At 46.6% G+C, this 17,941-nt stretch carries 12 protein-coding genes and 1 pseudogene; 7 read left to right on the forward strand and 6 right to left on the reverse strand.

Features of this window, described 5'->3' with window-relative positions; all coding sequences use genetic code 11:
* The first annotated feature begins 390 nt into the window (after positions 1-390).
* Positions 391-1,452 carry a 4-hydroxyphenylpyruvate dioxygenase gene (gene hppD / locus QT992_RS07730; protein ID WP_333315882.1) on the forward strand — a complete coding sequence of 354 codons (1,062 nt, stop codon included), beginning with the start codon at positions 391-393 and terminating at the stop codon, positions 1,450-1,452.
* A 20-nt stretch (positions 1,453-1,472) separates the two neighbouring features.
* Here hppD and QT992_RS07735 read toward each other — a convergent pair whose 3' ends face one another.
* The gene (locus QT992_RS07735; RefSeq protein WP_333336844.1) at positions 1,473-2,006 is read right to left on the reverse strand and encodes a GNAT family N-acetyltransferase; all 534 of its coding nucleotides are present in this window, start codon (positions 2,004-2,006) and stop codon (positions 1,473-1,475) included.
* Positions 1,987-4,116 carry a diguanylate cyclase domain-containing protein gene (locus tag QT992_RS07740; RefSeq protein ID WP_333336846.1) on the reverse strand — a complete coding sequence of 710 codons (2,130 nt, stop codon included), beginning with the start codon at positions 4,114-4,116 and terminating at the stop codon, positions 1,987-1,989. Before QT992_RS07740 ends, QT992_RS07735 begins: the two co-directional genes overlap by 20 nt.
* A 495-nt stretch (positions 4,117-4,611) precedes the next feature.
* Between QT992_RS07740 and QT992_RS07745 the strand changes: the two genes are divergently transcribed.
* On the forward strand, positions 4,612-5,295 hold the full coding sequence (locus tag QT992_RS07745) for an HAD family hydrolase (protein WP_333315885.1): 684 nt from the start codon (positions 4,612-4,614) through the stop codon (positions 5,293-5,295).
* A 262-nt stretch (positions 5,296-5,557) separates the two neighbouring features.
* Here QT992_RS07745 and QT992_RS07750 read toward each other — a convergent pair whose 3' ends face one another.
* Both QT992_RS07750 and pgeF read right to left on the reverse strand, forming a co-directional pair.
* Positions 5,558-6,169 (reverse strand): CPP1-like family protein, encoded by a 612-nt coding sequence (locus QT992_RS07750; RefSeq protein ID WP_333156985.1) that lies wholly within the window; start codon positions 6,167-6,169, stop codon positions 5,558-5,560.
* Between the two features lie 243 nt (positions 6,170-6,412).
* Positions 6,413-7,291 (reverse strand): peptidoglycan editing factor PgeF, encoded by an 879-nt coding sequence (gene pgeF, locus QT992_RS07755; RefSeq protein WP_333376762.1) that lies wholly within the window; start codon positions 7,289-7,291, stop codon positions 6,413-6,415.
* Between the two features lie 160 nt (positions 7,292-7,451).
* Between pgeF and QT992_RS07760 the strand changes: the two are divergent.
* From QT992_RS07760 to QT992_RS07775, 4 genes and pseudogenes are all read left to right on the forward strand, one after another.
* A pseudogene (locus QT992_RS07760) lies at positions 7,452-8,640 on the forward strand (RNA-guided endonuclease InsQ/TnpB family protein).
* 341 nt (positions 8,641-8,981) lie between these two features.
* Positions 8,982-10,169 (forward strand): transposase, encoded by a 1,188-nt coding sequence (locus QT992_RS07765; RefSeq protein ID WP_333376764.1) that lies wholly within the window; start codon positions 8,982-8,984, stop codon positions 10,167-10,169.
* Positions 10,170-10,263: 94 nt separating this feature from the next.
* Positions 10,264-12,051 carry a peptidoglycan DD-metalloendopeptidase family protein gene (locus QT992_RS07770; protein WP_333376766.1) on the forward strand — a complete coding sequence of 596 codons (1,788 nt, stop codon included), beginning with the start codon at positions 10,264-10,266 and terminating at the stop codon, positions 12,049-12,051.
* Positions 12,052-12,134: 83 nt separating this feature from the next.
* Positions 12,135-14,531 carry a hypothetical protein gene (locus QT992_RS07775; RefSeq protein ID WP_333336852.1) on the forward strand — a complete coding sequence of 799 codons (2,397 nt, stop codon included), beginning with the start codon at positions 12,135-12,137 and terminating at the stop codon, positions 14,529-14,531.
* Between the two features lie 63 nt (positions 14,532-14,594).
* Here QT992_RS07775 and QT992_RS07780 read toward each other — a convergent pair whose 3' ends face one another.
* Positions 14,595-15,785: a glycosyltransferase family 2 protein gene (locus QT992_RS07780; RefSeq protein ID WP_333336854.1), complete on the reverse strand. Its 1,191-nt coding sequence runs from the start codon at positions 15,783-15,785 to the stop codon at positions 14,595-14,597.
* Between the two features lie 291 nt (positions 15,786-16,076).
* A complete protein-coding gene (gene ribE / locus QT992_RS07785; RefSeq protein WP_333315892.1) occupies positions 16,077-16,793 on the reverse strand; it encodes a riboflavin synthase in 717 nt (238 codons plus the stop codon).
* 639 nt (positions 16,794-17,432) lie between these two features.
* On the opposite strand from ribE, the gene QT992_RS07790 reads away from it, so the two are divergent.
* On the forward strand, positions 17,433-17,939 hold the full coding sequence (locus QT992_RS07790; protein WP_006635481.1) for a bifunctional nuclease family protein: 507 nt from the start codon (positions 17,433-17,435) through the stop codon (positions 17,937-17,939).
* Positions 17,940-17,941 lie beyond the last annotated feature (2 nt).

Here is a 17,941-nt window from a genome sequence, read left to right on the forward strand (position 1 = left end):
TGTCATTTGAAGGCAGAAGACAGCGGCGCCTCAAGCCCCGAAAAATTATCATATCTTTAGGTTTGAGAACTTGCACAGCACCTAATTATGTAGAGTGCTCTTCTGCCGCACCTTACCCATATAAGTAGCACGTCAAACCATTTTTTGCCTTAGTCCTATTGGCGAAGGTCTAGCGGTCAAACCTAAGTTATCGCAGACAACGGGTTTCTTTTAAGTGCCGACTTATTTCTGCCTTCAGAGGGAGCTAGGATATTCAATCTTTAGGTTATTATTAAGTGGGCGCGCAATAAAAAGTATGAAACATCTCCATTACTCAGTCCCTACCTGGCAGTTTGACCTTGAAAATCAGCAGATTTTCCATTTTTCAGTTTCCATTTTCAATTATTGATTATGGAGTTCGATCGCATTCACTTTTACGTTGAAAATGCTAAAATATCCCGCGACTGGTTTGTCAGCCGCTTAGGCTTTCAATCAACGGCAGGTTATGCCAACAGCCACACTAGAACTGAGGTTGTCAGCAGCGGCAATGTACGTTTTGTTTTATCTTCGCCCCTGACACCCGCTAGTCCCGCTGCTACTTGGTTGAAGTTTCACCCTCCAGGAATTGCCGATGTGGGTTTTCGGGTAAAAAATATCGAATTGGCGGTAGCTAGAGCGGCGGCCGAAGGCGCTAAAATCCTGGAACCGATTCAAGAAGACCTAAACGAAGGAGGCTATTTTAAGCGGGCAAAAATCGCTGGTTGGGGAGATTTAAGCCACACGCTCGTTGAGCGAATTGGCGGCCATTCACTGCTATCGGCTTCTCCTAAGCTGCCGGTGTTTACCCTAATCGACCACGTAGTGTTAAATGTTGAATCGGGCGATTTGTCAAGTGCTGTTAGTTGGTATGAAAAAATATTAGGTTTTCAACCGCAGCAAAATTTTGACATTCAGACTGAGAAATCGGCTTTGCGGAGCCAAGTTATGGTGCACGCTGAAGGTGGGGTGCAATTCCCGATTAATGAACCGGCATCAGCTAATTCTCAAATTCAAGAGTTTTTGAGCGCAAATCGGGGGCCGGGAATTCAGCACATGGCTTTGCAAACTAATAATATTGTGGGGGTTGTTGCCGATTTGCGATCGCGCGGTTTGCCTTTTCTTCCGGTTCCTCCAACATACTACTCCGAATTGCAGCAGCGGCAAAACTATGTGCCCGCAGATTGGCAAGCAATTGCAGCTTGTCAAGTTTTGGCAGATTGGCAAGAAGATACTCCCGCAGCGATGCTGCTGCAAATATTTACCCAGCCAATTTTTGCAGAACCGACTTTCTTTTTCGAGATTATTGAGCGCCGAGTTAGTTTAGTTAACGGCACACAGGTGCAAGCTGGAGGTTTTGGGGCGGGGAATTTTCGAGCTTTGTTTGAGGCAATTGAACGCGAACAAATGAAGAGGGGAAGTTTGATAGATGATTGACAAAAATTCCACTTTTTAGGTCATACAGGCGTGTTAATCAGCACGGCGATATCTTTCCACCCGTAGGCAATTTCTTTTAGTGCAACTCCTGCTCGAGTTGTTTGCTGTTCGTCTACTTTTTCACCTCCTAATAATTCATAAAACCTATAGGCTGAATTGTCTCCTAGTACCCAAACCAGCATCGAGTTCAAACTTAATTCTGCCAATTTTGTGGCAACTGTTCTCACGAGTTGCCGCCCGATTCCTTGACGCTGATATTCCTCCAAAATATAGATGGCAAATAATTCTCCTTTATATATATATTTGCCGGTGCGCTCGCAACCACCGGCAGCAAAACCCACAATTTCTCCCGATTCATTCTCCGCAACGCACACAAAATTTTTACTTTTTTCTGCGTTTACCAGGAGTTCTTGCCAATTGCTTTCTCGCTTTTCATAGGATAACTGTGCGAGGTAATCTGCTGGTACAATTTTTCGGTAAGCTGTCCGCCAAGTATCTAGATTAACCCGTGCGATTGCAGGTGCGTCAGCGATTTTAGCTTCTCTCACAATCATCAGAAAATACTCCTTTCGGGCCCTGAAATTCTCTTTTCAAGTCTAGGCAAACTATCCGATCCCGCCCTTCTAGTTTAGCTCGATACAGCGCTCGATCGGCCTGTCCAATTAACCCCTCAATCGATAAACCAGCAGCAGGCACAGCATTAGCGATCCCCATACTGAGAGTTATAAACTCACTTACCTTGGAAGCAGCATGAAAAATACCCGCCGCTTTCAAATCGCTGCGAATTGCTTCAGCTACCCGCATGGCTCCCTGCACATCAGTTCGCGGCAAAATTACCGCAAATTCTTCGCCGCCGTAGCGGGCGGCTAAATCTCCTGCCCGCTGAGCGTTGTTAGCTAAAATTTCGGCCACTTTTTTTAAACATTCGTCGCCTCCTTGATGCCCGTAACGATCGTTGTAAAGTTTGAAAAAATCGATATCGCACAAAATTAAAGACAGCGACTCTTTTTCTCGCTCCATCAACTGCCATTCTAACTCCAATTTTTTGTCAAAACAGCGGCGGTTGGGAATTTGAGTCAATCCATCCACCGAAGCGAGCCGCTGCAATTCCATGTTAGCTGCTTGTAATTCTAATTTGGCTTGTTCTAAAGCTAAATTTTGCCGAGCTAATTCTTCACTTTGCCGTTTTTCTTGTTCGTACAAAAATCGGATTGAAGCTTCAGCTTCGTACAATTCTTGCTCTGCATATTTGCGCTTGACAAATTCTCCTAATTGAGAACTTACCACAGCTATTATCTGAAGTAAATCTTGATCGGGCGGCAGTTCTTCCCGGCAAAAAAAAGTCATTACTCCTACAACTTGGCCCCTAGCGTGAATGGGGAAACCGAATCCCGATCGCAGTCCCGCTTCCTGGGCCAAGTGCGATCGCACGAAATTGCGATCGCCCACAAGATCCGTAATCCACTGCGGAGAACCGCTCTTGGAAACTGCTCCGGGCAAACCCTCACCCGCCGCCAAAGTAATCTGCTCGTTGTTTTCGGCAAACTCCCTAACTTCCTCCGCTGCCTGCCAAACTACCCCCCGCCGCCAACAACGAGTTTCCGCGATCGGACAGCAAAGCGGCAGGCACCAAAGTGACTCTTTTTCCGATTTTATTTCCGCACCCAATCTAGTTTCTTCCTCCGCCTCTGCAGGCGTCCAAAGTTCGCCAAGATCCCACCCAAAACTTTGGCAAATAGCTTGCAAAATTCTCGGAGTTGCATTATCTAGAGAACTTGATTCTGATAGGATATGAGTAACAGCATACTGTGCTTCTTGACACTTTTTTATGCGTTGTTGCTTGGTAATGTCTTTGCCGATATATACAAAATCTTGTATAACCTCGCTATCTGCATCCGGGCTTCCTGTGCTTGTCTCAAAACTAGAGCATGAAAACGCAACAATCAGCTTTAAACCTATTTTCGTTTGGCAAGTTACTTTTACTTGAGGCCAATATTCGCTTTTAAGTGCAGGAGGTAGCTGGCTGACTTTGCGTAACAATTCCTCCTCAGCCGTAATCATGGATATGGATTGGCCGATTAATTCCGATTCGGTATATCCAAATAATTGCTGTGCAGCTTGATTCACTTTTTTGATTTGGCCCGATGTTCCTGTTACGAACAAAACATCCCCTAGGGAATTAATGATTTTGTCAATATAATCGCCAGCCGCAGCTAAGTTCTCACCTTTAATACTTGTTTTGTTGGCAGCCTGAACGATGGTTGGCGGAGATCCTATGCTATCTGTCACATCTTCGCATAAAATAATCAATCTGTCAGCAGTGGCTTGTCCCTTATAACCAAAAATGTACAAATTTAGATACAAATAAGATCCGTCTTCGAGAACTCGGCTAATTGATTTTAACTGAAAGTCTTGCTGTCGTTCTTCAATAATATCTTCAAGGATTCCTTCAATTCCGATCAGTTCTGGAAAACTATCGCGCACGTCTTTTCCTTCGCCTACTTCCTCATGAATGTAGGCAAAATCTTGCACTTTCAAAGATATTTCTTTAATTTTGAGTTCCCGATCGACTGTGAGGTATTCAATCCTGCGTAAGGATAACAGCTTATAAAGAAGAATATTAATACTTCTGGGGCTGCTCTCTACAGTTAATGTTGGAAGCATCTCGTTATTGTAGAGCATCTCTCTCAAAGGTTAGCCGGTAAAGTTAGTTGTTGTTTGGCTGCGATTTCTCAGGGAAATTTTTATACTGGCAGATGTCATCACTTGTTACCGCTGGCTAATTTATGCAAACAGTACACTTTGGATTCTCCAAGCAGTTTTTGCTTATTTTAAAAATGGGGCAAAATATTAATTGAACCCACTTTTTTTGAGAAAGCGCAGTCAAAATCAGCCTCTATTGAGGTTGAAATTTATGAACAAGATGTAGCGGTTTACACTATTTGTGCGGCACATTTTCATTTTAAATTCCCCGATATGGCTGACAACCGCTCAAGTTGAGGAACAGCACAGTTTAATTCAAATGTTTGCTTTAATTAGCACCATTCCTATAGACCTTACCTCCCCAGGGTATTTGTGTCAAATTTTGTAAATAAAGTGTTACCTTTAAGTGATATAGTATCGAAAGATTTGTATAAAAGCTTAAAAATACTCTGCTAAATGCTGAGACTTATTACCGACTTTGACGGCCCGATCATGGACGTGTCCGATCGCTACTACCGAGTTTACCAGTATTGTCTGGCCGAGACTCAACGTGAGGGGCAACCAGTGCGCGAACTCCCCAAGGCAGAGTTTTGGGACATGAAGCGCGCGCGGGTTCCCGAAACCGAAATCGCCATCCTCTCAGGATTAGACGCTGCCCAAGCCCGCGATTTTGCCCAGAAACGCCGTCAAACCGTCCACACCCTACCCTACATGATTTACGATCGACCAGTTCCCACCGCTCTGGAAACTCTCGAAAAGGTGCAGGGCGCTGGAGTAGACTTAGCGGTGATGACCATGCGCCGCGTTAGGGAACTAGATGAAGCCTTCAACCGCTGCAATTTAGGGCATTTTTTCCCGGAAAACCGCCGCTATTGCCTCCCCAACGATTACGTTAAAACCGGGGATGTCAAAGATAAGCCCCTGTTGATGGCAAGAGCTCTCGCCGAACTGCCGCCGGCTTCTGACACTTGGATGGTGGGCGATACGGAAGCCGATATTATATCAGCAAAAACGCACGGCGTCAAGGTAATTGGTGTTTTGTGCGGAATTCGCGATCGCACCCAACTAGAAATGCACCAACCGGATTTAATTGCTAACAATTTGAGTGAAGCAGTTGAGATTATTTTAGATAGTCAGTAGTCAGTAGTCAGTTGACAGTTGACAGTTGACAGTTGGCAGTGGTTAATTATTGTTATTGGTTAATTGTTATTGGTTGGTTCGTAGGTTTTAGGTGTTAGTAGTTAGTTGATTGTTACCAATTACCAATTACTAATTACCCATTAACAATTACCAATAACTAATGACTGTTGATGCTTGACTAATGATTGATGACTGTGGACAACTGACAACTGACAACTGACAACTGACAACAGTCAACTGTCAACTGTCAACTGACAACTGACTATCGCAGAAAACCGCTGACCAGCCACAGAATTAAAAACGTAAACAAAGCGATAAATTTCTCTGTTGTTATAAATGCCGGACTGACCAAAGAACCCAAAAAGCCTCCCAGCAACAAGCCTATAACCAAGCCAGCCACAGTCAGCAGCACAGCCCGACCAAATTTTTGTTCCTTGCGATTAACAAAATAAAGACAACAGCCGACCCCAAGAGCCAGAGTCAACTGTAGTAAACCATCATTAGCCGCCGGATAAATACTCAGTCCGCCTAACCCCACATACACCCCAGCCGGCCACAAAATGTCCGATCGACTAGGAGTATCGATTAACCGCTGCAACCAAGCTGGGCTGCCACTAGGAGGAGACGGAGTAAAGCTTGGGGGTGGGGGAGTCAGCCGTTCGGGAAAGCGGATGCGTTCGGGTACTTTAATTTTGCCTTCCTGTCGCTGCCGCAGGCGATCCATGAGGATCGCATCGTAAGCTGCTTCGATCAATTCCAAACGTTTCTTGTCACCGCTGTACTGCTCGCCTAGGCGCGTGCGGGCCTCTTGCACTTCATCAAAGGAAGCATCTTCATCGACTTCAAGAAGTTGATAGGGAGTTGGCTCACTCATTGTAATAACCCGCTGAAGACTCTCGTTATATAGCAATCTTAACAAGAGAGGAAAGCGGGGCGGGAGCTCTGCCGCTTTCCCAAAAGTTTTGCTGCTAGTTTTTAGTGTTTTAAAACAGGAACCAGCAAACCTTACGAAGGTAGAAACTAGAAGGCATTTGGCATTCGTAAATAAAAAATAATGAATCCAAAGATTTTTATTTTTATCTGGGCCGTCTAAAATTTTACCTTCTGCCAAATGCCCTCAGAAGGGACAAGTCCTGCTGGCGCTCACAATTCCCGACCACTGGACTTTTTTAAGTCGATCGCGGCGGTAGGAAAAAAAGCGAGCCGAGTCAGAATAAGTACAGAAAGGAGCGATCGCCACTTGAGAAATATCGATTCCCAACTGCTGCAATTGCAGAGCATTGCAGATGCGAACATCCAAGCGTACTTTTCCCGGTTCGGGATCGGCTAAGACAGGCGTTTCGGGGAGTTGATGCAAAAACTCGCAGATGCCGTCTCCTGTCGCACTAACGGCACTCCTAGGAGCAATGGTGGCTCCCAGTTCCGCTGCCACTTCCACAGATACCTGGTAAACCTCTCCAGCGATCGCCGGCCCCATAGCAATCTTCAGATTTTCTAGTTGACTGCCTTGTGCCACAAGTTGAGCGATCGCCTCTGGTAATATCTTAGCAGCAGTCCCGCGCCAACCCGCGTGAACTGCCGCAACCAGTCCCGTGCGATCGTCAGCAATCAGCACCGGCACGCAGTCAGCGGAGCAAACCCACAGCGCCTCCAATTCTCGCTCGGCAACCAAGCCATCAGCCTCAGCATAGCTTGGGGCAGCGGTTTCCGGGCCCGGAGCCACAACCGGGGACAACTCAGTGGTTTTGAGTACCGCATTGCCGTGTACCTGTTGGAGTCGGTAAACCTTAGCTTTCGGTTCGAGAACTTCCGTCAGCTCGATCGGCCCCTGGGGCGAGAAATCGCGAGTAAAAAAGCCGTGAGACCAGCGAGAAAGCAAGCTGCAAGTCAGATAGGGCAAGCCTTCAGAACTCTGCCAGTCCCAACTGATACCGTCAGGCTCTCCGACGCACTCAGAGTCAGGAAAATTTGTCAAGCGATCGCCAGCTACAGTCATGAAACCTATCCTTACTCAAGCGAATCATCAAAAAAATGGGCGGAGCGAAGCGGAGGGCCCAAACCCCGTCCTTTTAGGAAGGCTTTACATGAATTTTTGTTAAGCTCTACCATTTCACATTAGACGTGCTAGTATGTGAAACAGCGTACTTAAGGTCAGCATGACACTAAAAGCCTTCAGCTATCGATTCTACCCAACGCCGGAACAAGAAAGTTTGTTGCGACGTACTTTGGGTTGTGTTCGTTTGGTCTACAACCGTGCTTTAGCCACAAGAACGGAAGCTTTGTACGCACAACAGAAACGGGTAGGCTATGCTGAGACTTCTTCAATGTTAACCGAATGGAAGAAAACCGAAGAACTAGATTTTCTGAACAAAGTTAGCTGTGTGCCATTACAGCAATGCTTGAGACATTTACAAACGGCTTATACCAACTTTTTTGATGGGCGGGCAAAATATCCTAACTTCAAAAAGAAACGCAACGGTGGTAGTGCAGAATTTACCAAGTCAGCATTTAAGTTCAGAGATGGACAAGTCTACCTAGCAAAAAGCACAGAAGCGTTACCCATTCGCTGGAGCCGGACACTACCTGATGGTTGCCGACCATCAACAATTACAGTAAAGCTTGCACCATCAGGTAGGTGGTCAGTTTCTCTGCTGGTAGATGTTGAAATTGAAGCATTACCCAAAACAGATAATCAAGTCGGTATCGACCTGGGAGTTACAAGCTTGCTCACTTATAGCACTGGCGAAAAGATTGCCAATCCCAAAGGATTCAAGGCAAAATATCGCCAACTTAGAAGAGCGCAAAAATCTTTAAATCGCAAACAAAAAGGGTCCAACAACCGTCACAAAGCACGGCTTAAAGTAGCGAAAGTGCATCAAGAAATTACTGATGCAAGGAAAGATAATCTTCACAAGTTAACAACGCGGTTGGTGCGTGAAAACTTGCGCCATCGCCGTAGAAAACTTAGCTGTGAAGAATATGGTTAAAAACCCTAAACTTGCCGCTTCTATAAGTGATGCAAGTTGGGGGGAATTAGTCAGACAACTTGACTACAAGTGCGATTGGTACGGTCGCACTTTAATTAAGATTGACCGATGGTTTCCGAGTTCAAAACGGTGTGGTAATTGCGGACACATCGTTAACAAGATGCCGTTGAATATCCGAGAATGGGATTGTCCTAATTGCGGGACGCGCCATGACCGAGATATTAATGCGGCAAAAAATATTTTGGCGGCAGGGCTTGCCGTGTCAGTCTGTGGAGCGACTGTAAGACCTGAACAGAGTAAATCTGTTAAGGCTGGTGCGAAACCCCGTAAGGGACAGAAGCAGAAACCTGAATCGTGAGGTTGAGGAATCCCCGTGCGTTTACGCCTGGGTGGATGTCAACAGTGTGGCCGTCACAGACTTCTAGGCAAGTGCCATCGGGCTCAAAAAAACCGGATATCGATCGCGACTGAATGCGTAAAGCATTTGAGCTTGTTCGATGTGCAGAAAAAATTGCCTCAAGCCCGGTAAAATCAGTTAAGCCTGTATATAAAGACAAGGATTGCCATACATTCGATCCTGACCAAAAAAAGGGGATACAAGCCTCCCCCTTCTAGGGGGAATTTCGGTTCGGAATCTCTCAAGCAAGGTGTTTGAATAAACAGCACCGCATTTATTCATGTTGGCTCTACAATGGTTGTATGTTAAATCTCACCTACGAGTACAAGCTCATTCCTACCGACGCGCAACGCCAGACTTTCGACCTGTGGCTCAATATTTGCCGCAAGGTCTACAACTTTGGATTGCGAGAACGAAAAGATTGGGTTAATTCTCGTAAGTGTGAGATCAACTCGTGCAGCATTAAGCAGGAATACATGATCCCTGCTGATGCACCGCGTCCAACATTTGCCCGCCAATGCAAATCATTGGCAATCGCAAAGAAGTTAATTCCTGAGTTGAAACTGCCTCACACCCATGTATTGCAGCAGGCATTGCGCCAACTAGAGGCAGCGTTTGTGGCGATGTGGGAACGAGGACACGGTTTTCCTAGATTCAAAAAACGGATGCGCTCATTTGTGTTCCCTCAATTGAATCTAGAATCCGTTATACGGTTTGATAATGCCGATTGGGTCAACCTACCCAAGATTGGGTTAGTTAAAATGCACCTGTCGCGTCCAATCCCTCAAGGGTTTGATGTCAAGCAAATTCGCGTTGTTAAGAGGGCTTCAGGTTACGTAGCCATGCTCAGTTTGCAATGTGATGTCGCAGTGCCTCAAGCCCCACCTTCAGGGCATGGATTAGGGATTGATTTAGGGTTAAAACATTTTTTGGCAACTTCTGATGGTGAATTGATTGATAGACCTCGATTTTTTGTGGATGGACAACGCAAGCTGAAATTGCTGCAACGTCAACTCAAGCGCAAGAAAAAAGGCTCTAGAAAGTTTCGTCAAATTGATCGCCAAATAGCGAAGCACCACGAATACATCTCGAACAGTCGCTCATACTTTCATTTCAAGACCGCACATCATTTATGTAACTGGGCCCAAACAATATTTGCTGAGGACTTGAACCTCAAAGCAATGTCAGCCGGAATGATGAGCAAGCACACGCTTGATGCAGGGTTTGGTCAGTTCCTGAATATCTTGGGTCATGTTTGCTTTAAGCGAGGTGCATACTTTGCAAAAGTAGACCCGAACCGAACCAGTCAAACTTGTCCCTTATGTCAAACCCATACAGGCAAAAAAGAACTATCCGAACGGGTGCATAGATGTCAAACGTGCGGCTATGAAACGAATCGAGATGTTGCAGCCGCGCAGGTGGTGTTGCAGCGTGGATATACAGCGGTTGGGCAAAACGAGCGTGAATTTTGGGGAGGGCTAGCTACATGAGTAGTCCCAATGAACCAAGAATCCTCGTGCCTTCGGGCCGAGGAGTTGTCAATTCGAGATCCTTGTGCCCCCTGTTGAGTTGGGAAAAAAAATCGTGAAACCAGTTCCAGACAAGCAAATAACAGCCCATTTGAACACCAAACAGCAAAAAAAGAACCCTACAGGCGCCCGGACTCGATCGCGCCTTTTGTCCGATCGCTCACTGCTGGTGGGACTGGGTTGTCTTGCCAGTCTGGGACTGCTCAGCAAAGGCTTAGTTTGGGCCCAAGCCGAAATTCCGCCAGCAGAACAAGCCGTCCCCGGCGCAGCAGACCTCCAGCCATTATTTGAAGCTCCTCTCCCGCCCCCGGAACCCGAATTCAGCCAAGGGTCGCCAGAACCCTACCCTGAACCGCAGGCAGAAGTTCCGCCGTCCGAGCCTTTCGATGCCGCACCGCCGTCAGAGCCTGAGTACGCCAGCGAACCACCTCCCACCGAATATTATCTGCCGGAACCCGCGCTGATTCCCCTGCCAGAAGCGACGGCCCAAGAGCCGCCTTTTGAAGCGCCAGTTAACCCAGCCCACGCTGAAATCGACCAAACAGACTACAGCATTGGCGCTACCAGCGAGTACCAAGAGTACGAAGCGCCAACCAGAATAGAGTTTGCAGAACGATCGAACGGCTGCGAAGGAGGTGGCGATTTGTGCGCGCCTCCTCCTATTTCCGAGCCGGTGACGGCAGATGCAGCAGAGCCCAACTACAGCCCGGAAACTCCGATCGCAGACGACGGCTATATTGCAGCCCCTCCTCCTCGAAATCTGCCAGAAAGCCTTCCGGGCGAGGTTCGGGGAACTGTTGCCGGAAATAGTAGCGGGAATCCTGTCAGTAAACTCGGTCAAGCCGTTCAACAAATAGGCAGCCAGGTTTGGGGGGGTTCCAACCCGCCGGAATCTGGTTACGTAGCCCCGCGCTACTCGGCTAACGCAGGATACTCCGCAGACACTGGATACTCGGCTAACATCGGCTACTCGGCTAACATCGGCTACTCGGCAGACACTGGATACTCCGCAGACGCTGGATATTATGCCGGAGCGGCATCTTACGGCGGCGGCGCTCCAGCGCCCAGCATGGGACTCGGGCCGGTTCAAGTCGGTGCGGTTAGTGTCAGCAGCGGCAGCAATACCGGTTTTGCTTACTACAATCTCACGCCGCGTCCCCCAGGCGTGCCCGGAAATGGCAACACCAGCTTGCTGTTTCCGCTATCTATTGCTTCGGCCATTACTTCGCCGTTTGGGTGGCGGACTCATCCGGTTATGGGCTACGGCAGGTTTCACACCGGAACTGACTTGGGAGCCCCGATGGGAACGCCCGTACTGGCAGCCTATGCGGGTCAAGTGGCGATCGCCGATTGGTTGGGTGGCTACGGTTTGACGGTGGTTCTCAACCACAACAAAAATTCTCAGGAAACTCTCTACGCTCACCTTTCGGAACTCTTTGTGAAACCGGGAGAGTTCGTGAAACAGGGAGAGACGATCGGCCGCGTCGGCAGTACGGGAATGTCTACAGGGCCTCACCTTCACTTCGAGGTTCGGCAAATGACTGACCAGGGTTGGGTGGCGATCGACCCTGGTTCTCAGCTAGAATTCGCTCTGGCAAAAATGATCGGCAGTTTGGAAACCGCCAAAGTACCGCAAATGCCGAAAATGGTGGAAATACAAACCGCCAGCGGACTCAAGGATTTGGAAAACGATCTGCCCCAGTTGCCACCTCTGCCGCTGGGAATGGACATCGAAGTTCACAACCTCCAGCCGCCATTCCCGGAACTGTTAAAAGCTGACACTTCTAAGCCCAAAGCTTCTGAAGCAGTCAAACCCAAACCTCAGAAGCAAGCTAACAGGTAAAAATTGGGGATTGCGTAGATTAATTTTCTTGTGGAACGGTGGAAAAGCCCAGCCCCTACTCCCCACAAGAAAATTTATGTTTTGTGCAACGGGATCGCGTGTTCGTTGCTTTTCCTCGTTACCAGGCTCTTTCGGGTAACGAGGAAAAACTCATAAAAAATGGTAACTTGCAGCTTATGCTAATAGCGCAGCATTTGTGGGAATTAATTTTATTTCTGATTATTGTAGTCGGGCCGATTCCCTTAAGCTTGTCTCTTGCCTTCGAGAATCAGAAAGAAAACAATAACTATTCATTTCCCCATTTTCTCCTCGTACTCCTGACGGGATGGAGCGTTGCACAAGTTTGTATCGGCTTGATTTTAGGAAGTGCCGATCGACTAAATATTGCTGCGGTGATTATAGCAGAAATTCTGATTTGTGCGATCGGCTTCATCCTGATTTATACCAAAAACCACCAAACTTTTACCTTCTCGCAGTGGCAGATTCCCCGAATCAAGCAACATCGGGATCTATCCGAATATCTAATTATTGTTGCCACCGCTGTTGCAGGATTTTTGCTGTGGAAAACTCTAGCAAGCAAACCCACAACCAATTATGACTCATTGTGGTTTCACCTGCCTGCGATCGCCCGATGGTATCAAACCCATTCATTGACCTTATTAGATGCCGCCGGAAATTGGATTTTTGAACACGAGCAAGCTAAAGTATATCCCTACAATTGGCACGTTTTATCTGCTTTGTGTGTACTCCCCTTCAGAGAAGATTTTATCGCAGCTTTTCCCCTGCTAATTGCCTGGGTAATTGAGGGAATTGCCGTATATCTATTGAGCGTAAAATTTGGAGCCACCCGAATTCACGGCATGGCAGCAGCATCTTTAGTATTAACAGTACCGATGGTGCTCAACCAAGTTAACACTATTCACCCAGACTTACCGCTAGCTGCAATATTTACAGCGGGTTTGTATCTGGGTTTATCCTATCATAGCAGCCGATCGCAATCCGAACTTTCCCTATTTTTGGCAGCCGCAGGAATGCTAGCCGGAATAAAAATTACGGGAATAGTCTATACAGCCTCACTTTTAGGAGGATTAGCAATATTAGAAATTAAAAGATTCGCGGTTAATAAAAATTCCACACCAACTCAATTTAGAATTCGCCACTTTATCAAACCCGTGTTAGTTTGCGGCATAGCTTGTTGCTTGCTTTTAGGAGGTTTTTGGTATACGAGAAACTTGCTGCAAATCAATTATCCTCTCGGCGAAGTCGGCGATCTTAAAGTTCCCTTACAGCCTTTTTCCTTACCGTCTCCCGTACCTGCGCCAACACCTCCCGTACAGCAAGCAACACCTACCCAGCCTGCGCCGTCAGCTTCGCCGTCTTTCAATATTTGGCAAAGCACTTTAGCAGCTCAATTTAATCCCACCAATATTTCCCACTGGCAAACTGTCGGCTTACAAATTATCATTAGATTGCAACTGCCTTTTCTGGCGATCGCGCTTCAGGTATTGGCAGCACCTCTGGTGTTTATCCAGGGTAAAGCCAGAATAATCAATCAAAATAATATTATTTTAATAATACTTCTCGCCAGCACAGGAATTCTGTATCTAATTACACCTTACACGTCCGGTACGGCGGGAGATTCGATCGGTAAACTCAGCCCTTTACTGGGTTTTAATCTCAGATACGGCTTTCCCTTTTTAAGCGTACTCGCCATCGCCGCCGCAGCTACAGCAACTCGGATAAAAACTCCAAATCTAGTTGTTCTGATAGTGGTGTTGGTTAGTGGTTTGTTCGGAATTACTAGCAACACACTTTTTGATTATATTAAAAATGCTTCTTTCACCGGAGATAGTATTGTTTGGGGGAGTTTATTGATTGACAATTTTAAGTCTAACCCAAGAGAAGCTATTAATACTATCGGAAAAATATTAGGCCCCAGTTGGCCAGATATATTACCATCTCCGATATTTTATATTGTGTCAGTGACACTGGCTGCGATATTGTGGAAAATCAATCCTGGCTATAGATGGCTGAATCATCTATTTCCCACCCGCAAAAAATCGATTTACATAGTGATAATTGGTGTCTGTATAGGATTGATAGTAATTGGTAATTGGAGGGAAAAGCGAGATTTCGCACGCACAGAACTGTATCGCGGTATTTACGAATATATTGATAAAAATACAGTACCAGATGAAAGAATAGGCTTCTTTTTAAGTTCGCGCAGCTACCTGTTTTACGGGAGAAATTTGGACAGACAAGTCTTATATGTGCCGTTTAGAGCCGATCGACTTTCGGAATGGATTGACAATTTACGGCGAAATAAAATTAGGACTGTGGGATTCGGGCCCCTGACTGGGACAAACGCAGCTACCAGAAAAGCTCTATCTTGGCTGACAAGTGCCGAAGGCCCGCTGCAACCAGTTTTCGGAAAAAATTTTAATACTGAGCCGGTGCTGTATCGTTTGAAAAATTGGTAACTGCTCACCGCCACTGCGTTGCAGTGCGTAATTACGTTTTAATAGTCTTAATTTCTTTTTTCATTAAGACAACTCTGCCTCTGTCGGGGGAGTGGCGCTAATGTTCACTTGAGGGAGCGTGTCAATATTTGGTTGATTTCGCTTGACAAGGAGGGAAATTGAGCGGTGAAAAATGTTCCCTATCGTTACCATTAATTCGATCTTTTTGCGCCGGATCTCTACCAACACCTCCCGGCCGATCTGTTGGTTCTCAGAGGATGGCGTATCTTCTACTCTCACAGGTGCATCGAGAGCATCCTGATGTTTCCCAGACTGGGATAATAGGTTTAAAAGGCTCTTTCCCAATACTATGTAAAAGCCAGAACGCAATAAGGGTGAGATGCACTCAGTTTTTAAAGCTTGGAATAACCAAAAGAGCGCGGTGCGATCGCGGCCGTTGCGGCTGCTTTGGTTCGCTAAGTACAGCAAAAAATTACTGGTAGATAATCGGTGCAGGAAATCGGGAATTTCGGGATGCCGTTGCTTGGCAGCTTGCAGCATCAAAGATTGAGAATTCGCCATTGTCGTATAGTTGGTAGACATAGTGTTATACATTCTGCGATAGCCAATGGAAAATTCCGACACGGCTCGAAATTGATAAAGCTCTGCTATCCGCAGGTATAAGTCCCAGTCTTCACAGCCTTGAGCATTCCTTTCCTTCAATGTCTTGTCATAAACCCCCACCTTTTCCAAACAACTGCGACGGATCATAGAAGCACTCGCGTTTCCTATAAAGTTGTGGCAGATTAGGGTAGCGTACACGTCACCTTCAATTCTAAAAGACCGGAATCCTCCTGTTAGCAATCCTTTTTCATCTAAGTCTACTGTCCACGAATAGACCACCCCTACTTCTTCGCCTCCCTCCAACATACATTCAACTTGTTTTTCTATGTTTTCAGGATACCAAATATCATCGGCATCAATGGGGGCAATATATTCTCCTCTCGACTGCTGAATTCCTAAGTTTCGAGCAGCAGCGACTCCAGCATTTTGCTGTTTCAGAAGCTGGACGCGAGCATCTTTTTGGCTAATTTTTTCGACAATTTCAGGGGTTCGATCCTGGGAACCGTCATCGACTACTAAAACTTCAATTGCTGGATAAGTTTGAGCTAGAACAGATTTCAGAGTTTCTTCAATAAATGGCTCAGCGTTGTATGCAGGGATAATGACTGAGACGAGAGGTAAATTGGGAGATTTTTGATAATCTGGCTGCATTGGTTTTTAACAAGGTTTTTCAATTTTTTTTCTTTGTAGATTGGCAGCTCTACCTTACACTCGTCGCAGTCAGGACTTACACAGTCGGCGGAAGAGATAGCCAAGAAACCCCTAATAAAAATTGTACCGCCTTCTCTGTTCAACGTCAATGGTATATAGCACGTATCAATGAGTTGTGCAAAGCAAGAGAATGGTGATAGACTACAACTAAAAGTCATATTCTAAATGATAAAAAGATGCTACCCGGCCCACAGCTACTTCGCTCAGCAATGATTTTGATTGTTTCATTGATTACATAAATCCGTGTTCTGCTAAGAATTCGGGTGTAATTGTTCCTAAACTGTTGATTGTGGAGGTTTCTTCCCACGGTTCGGGATGGGATTTTGAGCCGCTGCGGAGAAATTTGGCGACATATTTGCCCAGAATATCTGCTTCTAAGTTTACTAAACTTCCTGGTTGCAAATAGCTGAGGTTTGTCTCACCAAAACTGTGGGGAATGACAGCAACTTCAAACCAATTGCCGTCAGCATCGCAATCTGCCACGGTTAAGCTGATGCCGTTGACGGCGATGCTGCCCTTGGAAACGATGTAAGGTGCTATTTGACGCTGCCATCCCGAATTGGCGGATGGTGGGGCAGTAAAGCGCATCTCCCAAGCGTTGGCGGTTTGGGTGGATGTGGCTAAAGTGCCGATCGCATCTACGTGCCCCGTCACAAAATGTCCTCCCAATTTGCTACCGGCGCGCAGGGAGGTTTCTAGGTTCACCAAAGCATCGGGGAATGAGCCCAGAGTAGTGCGGCGGAGAGTTTCTGGGGAAGCGACGGCGACAAAACCCGTCGCAGGCAGAACTTCCACTACCGTCAAACAGACTCCATCCACGGCTACGCTGTCCCCAATGGCTAAATCTTGTAAAATCTGGTAGGAGTTGTTTGATGTGCAGGAAATTTGGAAATAATCGTTGCCTAGCGACTTCAGTTTTCCGAGAGATTGAATTAGTCCTGTAAACATAAGTATTTTTCCTTAGTCGATCGCCTATTTACATCAAACCACAGTCACAAACCAGATGCAGGAGCTTTTTCCGTCCCCCTGTCCCCCGGAGTCAATCGAAAATCGAAAATCGAAAATCTAAAATCGATAGTCCCAGATCAGTTGCAGATTCAGGCGAAGATCGAGTCATACTGGATTTAGGTCATCTTTATGTCCGAGTTTTCTACCGCCTTGCAGTTTCTTAATTCTGTCAGTAACCCAGCCCTAAAACCAGGGACTGAGCTTGTAAGAGCAATCGAAGCAAGCTGTGCTGACGGGCCTCAGCCTTAACTGGCTACGTTATTTGAGTCACGACACTCCTTGAATGCGACGCTAGTTTTCCGCTCTGTCATTTGCAATTAAACAGTCTTAAGGTCACGCTCGACAGTGTTGCAAGTCTAACAAGCTCTCATAACATTGACCGACAAGCGAACATTACCCCGAAAGGGAGCCGGAGACAACCATATCTCCAAAGAGGGGCAACCATACCCCTCTACCCCCGAAAGGGGAAAGGGGATTCAAGGTGGTGCTCACTGAGCGTAGTCGAATGTGTTGAAACCGCCCATGTTGTTTCCCTCTCAGGACTAAAGTCTCTGAGTTTCCCACTTACCGAGCATTTTTATGATTGAAATGAAAGTCGCTGGAATTGCCTTAGATGCAGCCACGCGCAGTCCTATTGTCCTATTGAGAGACGCTACTGAGCGACGGGCTTTGCCTATTTATATCGGTCAGGAGCAAGCAAAGGCTATTATTAGCGCGATCGAAGGCCACAAGCCTCCTCGGCCCTTAACTCACGATCTGATGGTCAATTTTTTAGAGGCATGGAGTCTTACCTTGGAGCGCATAGTTATTCACTCGCTGCAAGATAACACGTTCTATGCCGTGCTGATCGTCCGTCAGGGAGAAGTTAAAAAAGAGATCGATGCCCGACCTAGCGACGCGATCGCCCTAGCCCTGCGAACGAACTGCCCCATCTGGGTGATGGAAGAAGTCGTCGCCGATGCTTCGATACCTGTCGATCGAGATGCTGATGAGGCAGAACGCCGGGCCTTCCGGGAATTTATCTCAAACCTCCGTCCAGAGGATTTGATTAAGAGAAGCGGCTTTAGCCCGGGCGAAACTTCCTAACA

The sequence above is a fragment of the Microcoleus sp. T3_D1 genome, from assembly GCF_036700405.1.
GTDB lineage: Bacteria > Cyanobacteriota > Cyanobacteriia > Cyanobacteriales > Microcoleaceae > Microcoleus.

What these genes read in the sequence shown, in the direction of transcription:
- QT992_RS07765 (WP_333376764.1), top strand. Translation starts at nt 8,982, where the DNA reads ATGTTAAATCTCACCTACGAGTACAAGCTCATTCCTACCGACGCGCAA.
- QT992_RS07745 (WP_333315885.1), top strand. Translation starts at nt 4,612, where the DNA reads ATGCTGAGACTTATTACCGACTTTGACGGCCCGATCATGGACGTGTCC.
- pgeF (WP_333376762.1), bottom strand. Translation starts at nt 7,291, where the DNA reads ATGACTGTAGCTGGCGATCGCTTGACAAATTTTCCTGACTCTGAGTGC.
- hppD (WP_333315882.1), top strand. Translation starts at nt 391, where the DNA reads ATGGAGTTCGATCGCATTCACTTTTACGTTGAAAATGCTAAAATATCC.
- ribE (WP_333315892.1), bottom strand. Translation starts at nt 16,793, where the DNA reads ATGTTTACAGGACTAATTCAATCTCTCGGAAAACTGAAGTCGCTAGGC.
- QT992_RS07790 (WP_006635481.1), top strand. Translation starts at nt 17,433, where the DNA reads ATGATTGAAATGAAAGTCGCTGGAATTGCCTTAGATGCAGCCACGCGC.
- QT992_RS07750 (WP_333156985.1), bottom strand. Translation starts at nt 6,169, where the DNA reads ATGAGTGAGCCAACTCCCTATCAACTTCTTGAAGTCGATGAAGATGCT.
- QT992_RS07740 (WP_333336846.1), bottom strand. Translation starts at nt 4,116, where the DNA reads ATGCTTCCAACATTAACTGTAGAGAGCAGCCCCAGAAGTATTAATATT.
- QT992_RS07780 (WP_333336854.1), bottom strand. Translation starts at nt 15,785, where the DNA reads ATGCAGCCAGATTATCAAAAATCTCCCAATTTACCTCTCGTCTCAGTC.
- QT992_RS07735 (WP_333336844.1), bottom strand. Translation starts at nt 2,006, where the DNA reads ATGATTGTGAGAGAAGCTAAAATCGCTGACGCACCTGCAATCGCACGG.